The sequence below is a fragment of the Cohaesibacter sp. CAU 1516 genome, from assembly GCF_005771485.1.
In the GTDB taxonomy this organism is placed as follows: domain Bacteria; phylum Pseudomonadota; class Alphaproteobacteria; order Rhizobiales; family Cohaesibacteraceae; genus Cohaesibacter; species Cohaesibacter intestini.
In genome coordinates, this window is sequence record NZ_VANT01000001.1 from 937,789 (window position 1) to 952,791 (window position 15,003).

Consider the following 15,003-nt stretch of genomic DNA (forward strand, 5'->3'; position numbering starts at 1 on the left):
GTCGTCAGACCTGTGGCCATTTCGACAGATGCTGTCCTCAAGATCTGAATCAGACCTTTCGGCTCTTGCGTGGATGTGATGAGGCTGATCCTAAGGCTGACAGAAGCTCTTATGCAAGACCGAAAGCACTTCCTCGACAACCGGGCTGGCGAGGGAATAGTAGATCGTGGTGCCTTCACGACGGGTCGTGACGACGCTTTGGGCGCGCATCAGGGCCATGTGCTGGGACACGGTTGTCATGCGCAGGCCGGTTTTCTCGGCAAGGGTGCCGACATTCTGTTCGCCATCAATAAGTTGGCACAGAATGAGGAGACGAGGGCCGGATGCAAGGAGTTTTAGAAATCCTGCCGCCTCTTCTGAATTTTTTTCCAGGTCTTGAATGTTCATATTCATGTCAGGGTCTCTAGCTCCGGGAGCTCTTGGGTAGACTGATTTTTCAGACGTTTTTTAGTCCGTTTGTCCGCCATACCCCTCCTTCTCCTTGGTGTCGTGTGACAATAGGTCTCCGGTCATCTTGGGACATTACTATACCGATGGCTTAGTCGAGTGAAGCTGTTTTCGCGGATTCCCGTCATTTTTTGTGGTCATTGGTCCACAATTTGGACAGCCCTAGTTACAAATACTAAGCAATTGGACGTTGGAAGCTTAAACGATTATTCAGTTTATCGCGCAGGAAATTGATTGCCTGTGAAGAACGTGACTCGGTTGTTCATGATAAACAGAATCACCCTGTCTGAAAATGGAAAAGCTCCTGACAATGAAGTCAGGAGCTTCCATGCGGCAAAGAGTGGGTGCGACTGGTTCGGGCATAAATGCCCATGGGATGGGTTCTTTGCCGTATTCGATTGCCAGTGTGAGTGGCGAAAATGAAGGTCTCATCAAGCCGAACCATTGTGATCCTGATTGATGAAAACACCATACGAAATGCGGGCTGAACGAAGTCTGAGGTGATCATTCATCTTCGGTTCATGTTGATGAATGGTGATGGTTTGGATGTGTAAAACCATTTTTTCTGACCGCTTTCTTGTCCGTTTTCGGTTCCAAAGTTGCGCGGAATCTTGCAGATATTGCGGGTTGATGCGTGGATAGCGCGCTTTATTCTGCTGTTTGGCGGCTTTGGGCGGTTGACGCGCCACGACAATTTGGCCATTGTGGCGGCCATGAAAACGGATCGTCCTACCAACTGCTGCATTATTGGTTCGATTATTATCCACTAGCATATCGCTGGCTGGAGCCGTTTCGCTCATCCCTACAATATCTTGAAACGATTTCCGGCCAACGCCCGATGTGCGGTTGTTGTTCTGGCATGTCCGGTATTTTGCATTCCGGGCCGCGCCAAGGTAACGATGCGTTTGAAATTGAAGACTTTTTCTGCACGAGTCGCAGATACAGATTGGGAATGGGTCAATGACCAAACATGCCGAACAAGCAAAGCTGACGCTTTACAATAGCCTGACAAAGCGCAAAGAGGCTTTCGAGCCGATCGATCCGAACAATGTTCGCATGTATGTCTGTGGACCCACCGTCTATGACACGGCCCATATTGGCAATGCCCGTCCGGTCGTGGTGTTTGACATGCTGTTTCGTCTGTTGCGCCATACATATGGGGCCGAGCATGTGACCTATGTGCGCAACATTACCGATGTGGATGACAAGATCAATGCCAGGGCGGCCGATCGTGGCATCTCCATTCGCGAGCTGACCGAGGAAACAACGGCGCTTTATCATGCGGATATGGATGCATTGGGCGCCATGCGCCCGACGATCGAACCGCGGGCGACCGAGCATATCGATGAGATGCTGTCGATGATCGGCACCCTGATCGAAAAAGGCCATGCCTATGCCGCCGAAGGCCATGTGCTGTTTGCGGTCGATACGATGAAGGATTATGGCGAATTATCCGGTCGCTCCATCGACGACATGATTGCTGGCGCGCGAGTCGAAGTGGCCCCTTACAAGCGCAATCCGATGGATTTCGTTTTGTGGAAACCCTCCAAGGAAGGCGAGCCGAGCTGGCCGAGCCCGTGGGGCGCGGGGCGTCCGGGCTGGCATATCGAATGTTCTGCCATGAGCGAGAAGCATCTGGGTGAGGAATTTGACATTCATGGCGGCGGGATCGATCTGACCTTCCCGCATCATGAGAATGAGATCGCCCAGTCTCGCTGTGCCCATGGCAATCACACCATGGCTCGGGTCTGGATGCATAATGGCTTTGTTCAGGTGGAAGGGGAGAAGATGTCGAAATCGCTTGGCAATTTCACCACCGTGCATGACCTGATCGATCATTGGCCGGGGGAAGCGATCCGGCTGGCCTTGCTGACCACCCATTATGCCAAGCCGTTCAACTGGACGGCGGACGGGGTGCGTGAAGCCAAGAAAATCCTTGATCAATGGTATGCCCTGACGGCTGATGTCGAGGCATCCGAACCAGATGAAGCCGTCATCGCTGCGTTGGCCGATGATCTCAATACGCCTAAGGCGATTGCCGAACTGCATGGCTTGCGCAGCAAGGCGCAAGGCGGGGATCGCGAGGCTGCGGCACGGTTGAAGGCCAGCCTGCAGCAATTGATCGGCGTCTTGGCGCAAGATCCGAAGGACTGGGCCAACTGGCGTCCGGCGGATGCCGCCAATGTGGATGAAGCCGCCATTCAGGCGCTGGTGGATGAGCGGCTGGATGCCCGCAACAACAAGGACTTTGCCAAGTCTGATGAGCTGCGCGATACGCTTGCCGCCATGGGTGTGGCCTTGAAAGATTCCAAGAATAAAGAAACGGGGCAGTTTGAAACAAGCTGGACCCTGAAAGACTGAATGTAAGGAACCCGCAATGGCGTCATTGCGGGTTCTTCTCTACCCACCCTCCGGAAACAAAGACAATAAGGGGTGGGTGGCAATTGCGGGCTCCAAAAGCCCAAACGACGATCGCAAACACCAACCAGACTGCAATTCGGGACCCAAAGCAATGACCAAAGAACGTCTCTATCTGTTCGATACCACGCTGCGCGATGGTGCTCAGACCAACGGCCTTGATTTCAACGTTGAGAACAAGATTGTCATTGCTCGCATTCTGGATGAGCTTGGGGTGGATTATGTGGAAGGCGGCTATCCCGGTGCCAATCCGACGGATGATGCTTTTTTCACCGAGAAGCGGACGGAGAAGGCAACCTTCACCGCCTTTGGCATGACCAAGCGGGCCGGGCGGTCGGTGGAAAATGACCCCGGCGTGCAGGCTCTGATCAATTCTTCCGCCGATGCCATCTGTTATGTGGCAAAGAGCTGGGACTATCATGTTGACGTGGCGCTTGGCTGCACCAATGAGGAAAATCTCGAAGGCATTGCCGACTCGGTCAAGGCTGCGATTGCGGCGGGCAAGGTCGCCATGGTTGATTGCGAGCATTTCTTTGATGGTTACAAGGCCAATCGCGACTATGCTCTGGCCTGCGTCAAGACCGCTTATGAGGCCGGCGCGCGCTGGGTGGTTTTGTGTGATACCAATGGCGGCACCATGCCGCACGAAGTCTTTGAAATCATGCAGGATGTGACGCAGCATGTGCCAGGATCCCATCTTGGCATTCACGCCCACAATGATACCGAGCAGGCGGTGGCCAACTCGTTGGCGGCGGTGCGCGGTGGTGCACGGCAAATTCAAGGCACACTGAATGGCATTGGCGAACGGTGTGGCAATGCCAATCTGGTGTCGCTGATCCCGACCCTGAAATTGAAGCCGGAATTTGCTGATCGTTTCGAAGTTGGCGTCAACGACAAAGGCTTGAAAAGCCTGACGATGATCTCGCGACAATTCGATGACTTGCTCAATGAAGCGCCAGATCGCCATCAGCCCTATGTGGGCGAAAGCGCCTTTGCAACCAAGGCCGGGATTCACGCATCGGCCATTCTGAAAGACCCGCATACATACGAACATGTGGCCCCCGAGCAGGTCGGCAATCATCGTCGGGTGTTGGTGTCCAATCAGGCGGGGCTCTCCAATCTGATCGACGAGTTGACCCGGATGGGCATCAAGGTCGACAAGAAGGATCCGCGCCTGCCGGATCTGTTGGCGATTGTCAAACAGCGTGAGGCGGAAGGCTATGCCTATGAAGGGGCGGGCGCGTCGTTGGAACTGCTGGCGCGGCGGCATCTGGGTAGCGTGCCTGACTATTTCCGGGTGGAGAGCTTCCGGACCGTGGTTGAGCGCCGCTATAATGCGATGGGCGAATTGGTGACGATGTCCGAGGCTGTCGTCAAGGTGGAGATTGATGGGGAGACCCGCATGTCGGTGGCCGAAGGACAGGGCCCGGTCAACGCCCTCGATATCGCCTTGCGCAAGGATCTTGGCACCTTGCAGGACAAGATCGAAAATCTCGAACTGGTCGACTATAAGGTGCGTATTCTGAATGGCGGCACAAGCGCCATTACCCGCGTTTTGATCGAAAGCCGGGACGGGCAGGGCCATCGCTGGTTTACAGTTGGCGTTTCGGAGAATATTGTCGACGCTTCTTTCCAGGCTTTGGTGGATTCCGTCACCTACAAGCTCTTCAAATATTCATGATTGCGTGAGGGGCCGGGGTTCGGTCTGCTCGGGTAAAGCGAGGACCCTGTGTCTCAACTGCCAAAAGATAGCGGCGGGCCATCGCCCATGGCCAGCGTCAAGAGTGACGATGCGTCCCAACGGGAGACGCGGCTGGGTCTGTTGGCGGCCATTGGTGCCTATGGGTCATGGGGGATTCTGACCCTCTTTTATGCGCATCTGTCCCATGTGCCGCCGATGGAAGTGGTATCACATCGGGTTGGCTGGTCGCTGCTGGTTCTGTCGCTGTTTTTTGTCTGGCGCAAGCGTTGGGGTGAGGTCTGGCAGATCTTTCGCACCCCACGAACCTTGCTGATCCTGCTGGCGACCAGCGTGCTGATTTCGGTCAACTGGCTGACTTACATCTGGGCAGTCAGCAACGGACAGGCGACGGAAGCCAGTCTTGGCTATTTCATCGTGCCTCTGGTCAATGTGGCAATGGGATATGTGATGCTGTCCGAGCGGTTGTCTCGCTTGCAAGGCGTGGCGATCGGCTTGGCGGTGATTGCCATCAGCTTGCAGCTCGCCTTGCTTGGCACTTTGCCGATTGTTTCGATGACGGTGGCCGTGACCTTCGGAATCTATGGCTATTTGCGCAAGATCGTGCCTGTGGGGGCCAATCTCGGTCTGCTGATCGAGTTGATCCTGATTTCGCCCTTTGCCATCGGCTTTCTTATTTATGTGCATGGCATGGGCGAGGGGCATTTGATCGGTTATGGCACCAAGACAACCATGTTCCTGCTGCTGACGGGCCTTGTGACCTATCTGCCGCTGCTATGGTTTTCGTCTGCAGCACAACGCCTGAGGATGGCAACCATTGGCGTGCTGCAATATATGAACCCGACCATCCAGTTTCTGGTGGCGGTGTTCGTGCTGGGTGAGACGGTCTCGACGAGCAAGCTCGTTACCTTTGCTCTGATCTGGTTGTCGGTGCTGATTTATTGCTATGACGCCCTGACGGCGTCGCGCCGTCAGAAGAAGAAACCGACACCTCTGCAAGTCTAGTCGTTTTTGGGTAGCAATAGCCAGATTGCACCAGCCAGCATGACCAGACCGCCAATGCGGCGCATGTCGATTGGCTGTGGCTCCTGTCCTGTCCAGCCGAAATTGTCGGCCAGCAAAGCGAGGGCCATTTGGCCAAAGATGATCAGCGGGACAGCCGCTGCCGGGCTGACATGGCCGAAGGCATAAGCTGAGCCCGTGACAATCACCACACCTGCCAAACCGCCAATCAAAGACAGGCCGATGCGGGACATGTCGAGCGGGGCGACGGTGAAATTACCGGTCGGATAGAGCAGGGTAAGGAAAAAGGCGCCGAGCAAACCGCCGGCAATCAGAATGACAAGGCCGGTGCTGATCGCATTGTCTGCCATGCTCATACGTGCCGCAAAGATCCCCTGCACACCGACAAAAATGCCAACGGCGAGGGCCGAAAGGGTGCCCATCAGGGCAAACTGGTTCATGATCGTTCTCGACTGTCTCGGGGGCTTGATCGCGGCCAGACATTGCGGGCTGCTTCAAGGCGGCAGCAATCGGTCGATTGTGCCCGGGTTCGGCATAGACCACGAAACCAGCGCGGCCAATGCGCCATATCAATTTGATGCAGAAAAGGCATCGTTTGCGGTGGATAGGATCGCAAAATTAGTCCAAAGGATCACCGCGCGATCATAGTCGTTTCAAATCGTCGCTGTCATGACCCACGCCAATGGCGCTGTCCGGCACTGCGGCGGCCGCTTCGATTAGCCGTGGGACGATGTCCTCGGCTCTGCTTGCAGTCAGAAAACCAACTTCCATGCCGTCGCGAATGAACTCCTCATTGCGCATGTGATTGAGCAGCACGGTCAGGGGATCCCAGAAGCCGTTGATGTTGGCCAGCAGAACGGGCTTCTTGTGACGCCCAAGCTGGGCCCAGGTGAGCATTTCAACCAGCTCTTCCAGAGTGCCGATGCCGCCGGGCAGGGCAACGAAGGCCTGAGCATGATTGAACATCATGCGTTTGCGCTCATGCATGTCCTCGGTGATGATCAACTCCTGCACATCATCGAGCATTGCCTCGCGCTGTTGCAGGAAGCCCGGAATGATGCCGGTGACCCGACCGCCATGGTCGAGGACACTTTTGGCCGTGATGCCCATCAAGCCAACCGAGCCGCCGCCATAGACCAGCTCAATACCGGCTTTCGCCATGCTTTGGCCGAGGGTTTCAGCGGCCTGAGCATAGGCCGGATCGTTACCACGGCCAGAGCCACAATAAACGCAGATTTTTTCAAGTTTTGCCATGAAATCTGTGTCGCATTGGATGGGGGCCGGGTCAAGAAAGTTGCGCCGCTTTCCCCACGCAATGGCATTTGGAGCGGTTTCGGTGTCATTCCGGGCGCAAATCGCCAGATTCCGGCCAGTTGCAAGGGGCAATTGCTTGCCCGACAGGGAAAAACAGGTTAATCCAAACTGGCAAATAAAAGGAATCCGCCGCTTCCGCGCTCTTTAAGCAGATTGAACAAGGCTCTGTGCTAACGACAAAAATGATAATGGGCGATAGTATCTAATAGCCCTGTGCAATCTCTTAAGTGACACGATAGTCTGGATGGACCGACGCCAAAAGTGGCGTCAAACAAGTGTGATGGAACTATGAAGCCTGCTGCTCTTTTGATGGCCGTTGGTGGTGGCGTAATTGCCGTTGCTCTCGGTGTGTTTGTCTTTGCCGATCAATTGGGATTGGGAAACAAGACGACGCCTGAAAAACCCGCCGTGACCGAAACTGCCATGCCGTTAGAAAATGCGGCCAAGGCTCCAGACGTGGACGAGCCGAAAACCGACGAAAAGCCAGCTGTGCAGCCCGAGGCAAAACAGCCTGAGCCCGCACCGGTCAAGGAGGTTGCCGAGAATAATCAACCGACGGATGCCGAGCCAGCGGTCACAGAGCCGGCAAAGGCGGCAGAACCGGACGTCACATCCGAGGCCAAACCCGAGGCACCGGCCCCTTCTTTCGATGTGGTTCGTGTCGAGCCCAATGGGGAGACTCTTGTTGCAGGCAAGGCCAGCCCGGGCTGGCTGGTTGAGCTGAAAAATGGCGAAGAGACGCTTGCCAAGGCAGTTGCCGATGCCAATGGTGATTGGGTGATGCTTCTTGCTGAAGCGCTGGAGCAGGGCGTTTCTGATTTGTCGCTGATGGCTTCTTCGAAAGATGGTGCCAACACGGTAGCATCGACCAGCAATGTAACGGTAGCCCTGCCGGAAGATGGCAGCGGTGAGTTGCTGGTTATTGAGACAGCGCCAGGTCAGGCTTCCAAGGTGCTGGCAAAGCTTGCGGCACCAAAGGCAGAAGCCCCAAAGACCGAGCCAATGGTCGCGCCTGCGCAACCAGATGCAGCGGTTGAGCCAGAAAAGACGGCTCAGGCAGCTGACCCTGCGACCTCCGAGGCCTCGGATCCTGCTGTCGAGGCCGCAAACGATGACACACCTGCTGCTCCTGTCGAGCAAGCCAAGGCACCAGTTGAAGAGACCAAGCCAGAGGTCGAGAAACCGACTGCTGTGATGAACGAAGCCAAGGCACCTGTCGAGCCTGTCGCCGAGGTGAAGTCAGAAGACTCTGCCGCCGAGATGGTCAAGCAAGAGGAAAAGCCTGCCGAGGAGCCGAAAGAGGTGGACCCAGAGGCAGCGTCATCCAATCAACTCGTCTCGATCGAGGCGGTCGAGATTGAAGGCGATGTTCTGTTCATTGCCGGGGCTGCGGAGCCTGCCGGGTCGATTGTTCGTCTTTATGTTGACAATCGTGCGGTGTCCGATCAACGCAGTGGTGAGACCGGGCGCTATTTGTTTGATGGCAAGCTGAAACTGAATGCCGGGGAGCATCGTGCGCGCGTCGATCTGCTCGACACCAAGCGTGGCGTTGTCGCCAAACGGGCCGAAGTCGTGTTCACCAAAAAGGCATCTGCACCGGTTGAGAGTGAAAGCAAACCTGCTGTGGTGGCCGAAGCCGACCCTGCTGGTGCGACGAGCGATACACCAGCCCCAGTCAACGAAACGCCGGCTGCATCTCAGCCTGTTAAGACCAAGAAGGTGATCATTCGCCGTGGTGACAATCTGTGGGAGATCGCACGCCGCGTCTATGGGGCAGGGATTCGCTATTCCACCATTTATGACGGCAATATCGAACAGATCCGCAATCCGAATCTGATTTATCCGGGCCAGGTGTTTGAACTGCCGGAAGGTGAAGATGGATGGGAACGCAATTTTGATGCGGTCGAAGCGCCTCCAGAAGGTGCCGCGGATGCAATGGATGGCGCCGACGCCACAGCGACTAGCCCTGCCAATGGTGGCTGATTGAGCACTTCTTTTGCGTCAGTTCTGGTCTTTCGAGATTCAGGATTTGATTCAACAAATTCCATTAAGCCCGCCTTCTGGCGGGCTTTTTGCTGTCTGTCGTTTTATCGTTTTTTTACGATAGATCCTTGCGAGGTGATCTAGACTCTGTTATTCATCGAAAAAAAACGATAAGACTCATGTGACCAGATCTTCAAGGGAACGCGCGTGACAGATCAGGATATTTGCTCTCGGACCGGGTTGCCTGTCGATGCGGCCGGGCATCGTTGCTGCCACCCGAATGGCGAGCTTGTGCAACTATACAAAGCCTTGGCGCATCCGGTTCGCTTGATGATCCTGACGCGGTTGGCTGCCGACCATCATCGCTGCTGCGGTGACATTTGCTCCGAGTTGCCGTTGGCGCAATCCACCGTTTCGCAACATCTCAAAGTGCTGCGCGAGGCAGGCTTTATCGAGCATAAGGCCTGCGGTCAGCATTCCCACTACAAACTCAACGCACAAGGCATCGCTTTGCTGAAAAGCCAGAGCGAGCAATTCTTCCAATCTCTCGATTCTGCGTCACACGTCTCCTGACCCTTTTCGTGTGGTGGCTGCCCTTTGTGGGGTGGTCGCAGTCTCGATGACCGAACCGCTTTAGGACCACAACATGGTGCAAACACCCAATGTCGCTGCCCCGGCAGCCGAGAAGATCGGCCGTGTCGATGCAGAGGCTTCCGCAATGCAGACCCTGCGCAACCTTTGGCCGTATATCTGGCCGTCGGACCGGGTTGATCTGAAACGCCGCGTGGCGTTGGCTATTACCGCTTTGTTGATCGGCAAGGTGATCAACGTTTTGACACCGTATTTCTTCAAATGGGCAACCGATGAGTTGGCGGATCCTTCCGCGCCTGATGGGGTGGGGGTGGCCGCTTGGCTTGCCGTACCGATCCTGTTGGTTGTTGCTTATGGGGCAGGGCGGATTGTCAATGTCGCCTTCGATCAGACGCGCGATGCCCTGTTTGCCCGGGTGGGGCAACATGCGGTGCGCAATCTGTCCTATGAAACCTTCCAGCACATGCATCGCCTGTCTCTGCGCTTTCATTTGCAGCGGCGGACCGGGGCTTTGTCGCGGATCATTGAACGCGGCACCCGTGCCATCGAAGGGGTGGTCCGCCACACGATCCTGCATGCCATTCCAACATTGATGCAGTTTGTCTTGATGGCGGCCGTCATCGCCTATGAGTTTGACTTTGTCTATGTGATCATCGTGGTTGTGATGATCTCGCTCTATGTTGGTTTCACCATCAAGGTGACGGCATGGCGGATCGATATTCGGCGCAAGATGAACGAGTCCGATAATGAGGCAACCTCGAAGGCTGTCGACAGTCTGCTCAATTTCGAGACCGTGAAGTATTTCGGCAACGAGAAGCTTGAAGCGGCCCGGTTCGATAAGTCAATGGCCGGCTATCAGGTGGCGGCGATCAAAACGTGGGTGTCGCTGGCATGGCTTAATTTCGGACAGGCGGCGATCTTCTCTGCCTGCATGGCGCTGTGCATGGGGCTGTCGGCCTGGGGCGTTATGAAGGGTGAGAATACAGTTGGCGACTTTGTCCTGATCAATGCGCTCCTGATGCAGTTGGCACCGCCCTTGAACTTCTTTGGGTCGATGCATCGAGAGATCAAGCAAGGCTTGGTGGATCTCGAAGCCATGTTCGAACTTATGCGTCAACCTGAAGAAGTGCAGGACAAACCGGATGCGCAGCGTTTGGCCGTTGATGGCGGGTCTATTCGCTTTGATGATGTCCATTTCCATTATGATGCTGATCGACCCATTCTCAAGGGCATCAGCTTTGAGGTGCCTGCGGGCAAGACGGTGGCGATTGTCGGGCCTTCGGGGGCAGGCAAGTCGACCATCTCACGGTTGCTGTTCCGTTTCTATGATGTGATCGATGGTTCGATTGGCATCGACGGGCAGGACTTGCGTGCCGTGCAGCAGGATAGCCTCCGCGCCCAGATTGGCATGGTGCCGCAGGATACCGTGTTGTTCAATGAGACACTGCTCTACAATATCGGCTATGGTCGTCCGGATGCGGACCGGTCCGAGATTGAAGACGCTGCGCGGATGGCGCAGGTGTCCGACTTTATCGCCAGCCTGCCGAAAGGCTTCGAGACAGAAGTGGGCGAGCGTGGTCTGAAATTGTCGGGCGGTGAAAAGCAGCGCGTGGCGATTGCCCGAACCATCCTGAAAGCACCGCCTATCCTTGTGCTTGATGAAGCCACTTCGGCACTCGACAGCCATACCGAGCAGGAAATCCAGTCGGCCCTTGATGAGGTCTCGAACAATCGCACGACCCTTGTCATTGCCCACCGCCTGTCCACGGTGATCAATGCCGATGAGATCATCGTGCTCGAAGCAGGGCGTATTCGCGAGCGCGGACGCCATGGGGAGCTGCTCGAGAAGCAGGGGCTTTACGCCTCGATGTGGGATCGTCAGCGCGAAGCAAGCGAAGCCGAAGAGAAGCTGCGCAAGGTGGAAGATCTCGAACGGCAGGGCTACGGCTCATTTCCGGAAAAAGAGACGGAATTGGCGGAATAAGTTATGGAACTTATTTCTTGTCGTGAGTCTTTTCAGAGTCTTGTGGGGTGGTGCTGAGAGTTTGATTCTGGGCTGATTGAGGGATTGATTCAACAAGTTCAGACGGAGAATCTGCAAATTGAGACATAGAATCACCTCGTTCACAAAATGAGTCAGGGGGGGCGAGGAAAGACACAGGATCTGATTCTTCTTTTGCTGCTAGTTTCCTGTTTTCAAACAAAAAAAGCCCCGGATGGCTGATGCCGTCCGGGGCTTTATATTGGTCTGCTCGGTCAGCCAAGGACCGGATGGTCATAGCTCTTCCAAGATCGGGTCGGGAAGTCATAGAGCTGACCATTCTTGTCGCAGTCAGGCAGCAGGCAATCAACGATGAAAGGTACCACTTCGCTTGGATGTGGCACGGTCATCGGATCCTCGCCGGGGATTGCCTTGGCACGCATGCCGGTGCGGGTGCCGCCGGGATTGAAGCTGTTGACCTTGAGATTGGTTTGTTCAATCTCGCCCGCATAGGTACGGACCATGGCTTCGAGGCCAGCCTTGGAGACGCTATAGACGCCCCAAAAGGGTTTGCACTTGTGTGCAGCGCTGGAACTCATGAACAGGGCACGGCCCGCATCGGACTGGCGCAGCAATGGGTCGAGTGAGCGGATCAGACGCCAGTTGGCGGTCAGGTTGACGCCGAGCACCTTGTCCCAGTCCTTGGTCGGGTTTGCATGGCCAAGGGGGGTGATGGCCCCCAACAGCCCGGCATTGCCCAGCAGAATGTCGAGCTTGCCCCAGCGTTCATAGATGGCCGCGCCCAGACGGTCGATGCCGTCATAATCCATCAGGTCAAGCGGCACCAAAGTGGTCGACCCGTTGAAGGCCTGAATCGCATCATCGAGTTCTTCCAATGCGCCGACGGTTTTGGCGATGGCAATGATGTGGGCTCCTTCGCGCGCGAGCGCGAGGGCGGCCTGCCAGCCGATGCCACGGGACGCGCCGGTGACAACGGCGATGCGACCTTCAAGGCGTTTTTCAGTCATGAGGTTGCCTTTCCTTGGAGAGAGGGCTGTCCGGGGTCAGTCTTTCAGCAGACCACCGCCGCGGTGATTTTCCGAGCCGTCCACATCGACCAGCTCGGTAGGATAGTCGCCGGTAAAGCAATGGTCGGTGAATTGCGGAGCCTCGTTGTTGCGGCCCTTGAAGCCACAGGCCCGATAGACGCCATCGATGGAAATGAAGCCCAGAGAATCGGCGCTGATATAGTCGCGCATGCCTTCAAGGTCATATTGCGCTGCCAACAGCTTCTTCCGGTCTGGGGTGTCGATGCCATAATAATCAGAATGGGTGATGGGCGGGCTGGCCAGCAGCATATGGACTTCCTTGGCACCGGCGTCGCGCATCATTTGCACGATCTTGGTCGAGGTGGTGCCACGCACGAGGCTGTCATCGACCAGCACGATCCGTTTGCCTTCGACCTGCGAGCGGTTGGCGGAGTGCTTCAGGCGAACGCCAAGGGCGCGGATATGCTGGGAAGGTTCGATGAAGGTCCGGCCGACATAGTGGTTGCGGACAATGCCAAGTTCGAACGGGATGCCGGTCTCTTGTGCATAGCCAAGAGCCGCTGGGACACCGGAATCGGGGACTGGAACAACCACATCCACGTCGAGCGGCAGTTCCTTGGCCAACTCGCGACCGAGATTCTTGCGCACATCATAGACCGACCGCCCTCCAATCACAGAATCGGGGCGGGAGAAATAGATATATTCGAAGATGTCGAGACGGGCCGGCTTCTCGGGGAAGGGGTGATAGGACTGGATCCCTTCATCGGTGCAGACGACGACTTCACCATTCTCGACGTCGCGAACGAAGTCGGCGCCAATCATGTCGAGGGCACAAGTCTCCGATGCCAGAACCGGTGAGCCATTGAGGTCGCCCAGAACCAACGGACGGATACCATGAGGGTCGCGGGCGCCGATCAACTTCTTGCGGGTCAGAGCGACCAGAGCATAACCACCTTCCATCTGCCGGATGGCATCGATGAAACGGTCAACGATATTGTTTTCGCGGCTCTTGGCGATCAGCTGCAGGACGACTTCCGAATCGGAGTTGGACTGGAAAATCGCGCCGCGCTTGATCAACGACTTGCGCAGGGTCATGGCGTTGGTGAACTGGCCATTGTGGGCCACAGCAATGCCGCCCCCTTCCAGCTCGGCAAAGAGTGGCTGAACATTGCGCAAGGCTGCCCCACCAGCGGTGGAATAACGGTTATGGCCGATAGAGGCTGAACCGGGCAGGCGCTCCATCACTGAGGCGTTGGAGAAATTGTCACCCACAAGGCCGAACCTGCGTTCCAGATGGAAATGGTGGCCGTCATAGGTTGCGATGCCTGCTGCTTCCTGACCGCGATGCTGGAGGGCATGAAGCCCCAGAGCGGTCAGGGCCGAAGCGTCCTCTACATTGTAAACACCGAACACACCGCATTCCTCGTGCAGTGTATCCCCTTCCAGATTCCAATCTTCATCCTGATCCCGCAAGACGCTTTGAGGATCGATCTGTGAGTTGTTTTTTTGCATCGGATTGTACTTCTCAATCTGGGCGCTAGGATTTGAGGCGCGGGAATGTCCGTTTTTCGATTTCGAGCACAAAGCCGTTGGTGGGCTGGTGCTCTGATGTTCAGAGCATCCCTAGCTGGTTTGAGCACAAAAGGGATGCACCAAGCAGTAAAACGACGAATGGCGGGGTGTGCCCCGCCAATTCTGTCTTCTTCCTTTAGCATAGACAGACGCTTTCGTCAGCCTTGCCTTGAAATACGCGACCATTTGGTCATCAACAGCATCAATTCTTGCTGTTCGAACTGATCAGATTGTCCAGCTCTTTGCTTTCGCCGGATTTGTAGCTGGTATTCTCGTTGTCGGTCAGCCCCTTTCGGCGCTGCTTGAGCTTTTCAAGCAGCTGCTCTTCGGGGTCCTCCGGCAAGAGGCCGATCAGTTTGTCGCCGATCTGGTTGAGCAAAGGTTTGGCCTTGGCCTGTGCAATCCAGTTTGGCTGGCGGTCTTCAGGCTGGAACCAGTTGAACATGATCATTGCCACCGCCATCAGGATGGCACCACGTGCCGCGCCAAAGACAAAGCCGAGTGTCCGGTCGAGTGCACCAATCCGGCTGTCGAGAACAAAGTCGGAAATCTGAATGGTGATGAAGGAGACAACGATCAGGGTGATCAGGAAGATCCCCAGAGCGGTCGCCGCCTGCGCGACCAGAGGCTGCGGCAGATAGGTTTTGACGAGGGGTAGGGCCTGATCAAACAGATAGATGGTTGCAAAGGCAGCTGCAACCCAGGCGCCAATGGATAGGACCTCACGCACGAAGCCACGGATCATGGCCAGGAATGCGGAAATCAACAAGACGATGAGAAAAATCCCGTCGAGGAGTGTGATGGGCATCAGAATTCCATCCTGTTAGTGAGCCATGCACGGATCCTGCATGGATGGCTGATCCGGCGTCTTTCGCGTTTGCTTGTTTCTATAGGGCCATGAAGGGGGCAAGAGCAAGGCCTTTTGC

The 15,003-nt window shown here is 55.8% G+C and carries 14 protein-coding genes; 6 read left to right on the forward strand and 8 right to left on the reverse strand.

The genetic code is table 11. From position 1 onward, the window contains the following. Positions 1-90: 90 nt before the first annotated feature. On the reverse strand, positions 91-387 hold the full coding sequence (locus tag FDK21_RS04385) for a metalloregulator ArsR/SmtB family transcription factor (protein WP_114009655.1): 297 nt from the start codon (positions 385-387) through the stop codon (positions 91-93). A gap of 491 nt (positions 388-878) precedes the next feature. Continuing rightward, the gene (locus FDK21_RS04390; RefSeq protein ID WP_138147611.1) at positions 879-1,247 is read right to left on the reverse strand and encodes a hypothetical protein; all 369 of its coding nucleotides are present in this window, start codon (positions 1,245-1,247) and stop codon (positions 879-881) included. A 160-nt stretch (positions 1,248-1,407) separates the two neighbouring features. Between FDK21_RS04390 and cysS the strand changes: the two genes are divergently transcribed. From cysS to rarD, 3 genes are all read left to right on the forward strand, one after another. Beyond that, positions 1,408-2,808: a cysteine--tRNA ligase gene (cysS, locus tag FDK21_RS04395; protein WP_138147612.1), complete on the forward strand. Its 1,401-nt coding sequence runs from the start codon at positions 1,408-1,410 to the stop codon at positions 2,806-2,808. Positions 2,809-2,959: 151 nt separating this feature from the next. Continuing rightward, positions 2,960-4,546 (forward strand): citramalate synthase, encoded by a 1,587-nt coding sequence (gene cimA, locus FDK21_RS04400; protein ID WP_138147613.1) that lies wholly within the window; start codon positions 2,960-2,962, stop codon positions 4,544-4,546. An 87-nt stretch (positions 4,547-4,633) separates the two neighbouring features. Then, positions 4,634-5,569 carry an EamA family transporter RarD gene (rarD, locus tag FDK21_RS04405; RefSeq protein WP_138147614.1) on the forward strand — a complete coding sequence of 312 codons (936 nt, stop codon included), beginning with the start codon at positions 4,634-4,636 and terminating at the stop codon, positions 5,567-5,569. Here rarD and FDK21_RS04410 read toward each other — a convergent pair. Together FDK21_RS04410 and FDK21_RS04415 are read right to left on the reverse strand one after the other, a co-directional pair. Further along, positions 5,566-6,027 carry a DMT family transporter gene (locus FDK21_RS04410; RefSeq protein WP_138147615.1) on the reverse strand — a complete coding sequence of 154 codons (462 nt, stop codon included), beginning with the start codon at positions 6,025-6,027 and terminating at the stop codon, positions 5,566-5,568. The two genes, rarD and FDK21_RS04410, sit on opposite strands and share 4 nt — an antisense overlap. 202 nt (positions 6,028-6,229) lie before the next feature. Then, positions 6,230-6,841 carry a TIGR00730 family Rossman fold protein gene (locus FDK21_RS04415; protein WP_114009654.1) on the reverse strand — a complete coding sequence of 204 codons (612 nt, stop codon included), beginning with the start codon at positions 6,839-6,841 and terminating at the stop codon, positions 6,230-6,232. Between the two features lie 348 nt (positions 6,842-7,189). On the opposite strand from FDK21_RS04415, the gene FDK21_RS20755 reads away from it, so the two are divergent. The 3 genes from FDK21_RS20755 to FDK21_RS04430 all read left to right on the forward strand — a co-directional run bounded on the left by FDK21_RS20755 (position 7,190) and on the right by FDK21_RS04430 (position 11,459). Beyond that, entirely contained in the window at positions 7,190-8,884 is a 1,695-nt protein-coding gene (locus tag FDK21_RS20755; protein ID WP_138147616.1) for a LysM peptidoglycan-binding domain-containing protein, read from the forward strand. 207 nt (positions 8,885-9,091) lie between these two features. Next, the gene (locus tag FDK21_RS04425) at positions 9,092-9,457 is read left to right on the forward strand and encodes a metalloregulator ArsR/SmtB family transcription factor (protein ID WP_114009000.1); all 366 of its coding nucleotides are present in this window, start codon (positions 9,092-9,094) and stop codon (positions 9,455-9,457) included. A 73-nt stretch (positions 9,458-9,530) separates the two neighbouring features. Continuing rightward, positions 9,531-11,459: an ABC transporter ATP-binding protein/permease gene (locus tag FDK21_RS04430; RefSeq protein ID WP_281405402.1), complete on the forward strand. Its 1,929-nt coding sequence runs from the start codon at positions 9,531-9,533 to the stop codon at positions 11,457-11,459. A gap of 10 nt (positions 11,460-11,469) precedes the next feature. Here the strand turns inward: FDK21_RS04430 and FDK21_RS04435 are convergent, their stop codons facing one another. From FDK21_RS04435 to FDK21_RS04450, 4 genes are all read right to left on the reverse strand, one after another. Continuing rightward, entirely contained in the window at positions 11,470-11,754 is a 285-nt protein-coding gene (locus FDK21_RS04435) for a hypothetical protein (protein WP_138147617.1), read from the reverse strand. Further along, positions 11,732-12,484, reverse strand: coding sequence for an SDR family NAD(P)-dependent oxidoreductase (locus tag FDK21_RS04440; protein ID WP_138147618.1), 753 nt, complete (start codon positions 12,482-12,484; stop codon positions 11,732-11,734). The genes FDK21_RS04435 and FDK21_RS04440 overlap by 23 nt, the downstream gene beginning before the upstream one ends. A gap of 36 nt (positions 12,485-12,520) precedes the next feature. Further along, complete coding sequence (purF, locus tag FDK21_RS04445; RefSeq protein WP_114008998.1) at positions 12,521-14,017, reverse strand: amidophosphoribosyltransferase; 1,497 nt, start codon at positions 14,015-14,017, stop codon at positions 12,521-12,523. Between the two features lie 262 nt (positions 14,018-14,279). Next, positions 14,280-14,885 (reverse strand): CvpA family protein, encoded by a 606-nt coding sequence (locus FDK21_RS04450; RefSeq protein WP_138147619.1) that lies wholly within the window; start codon positions 14,883-14,885, stop codon positions 14,280-14,282. Positions 14,886-15,003: the final 118 nt, after the last annotated feature.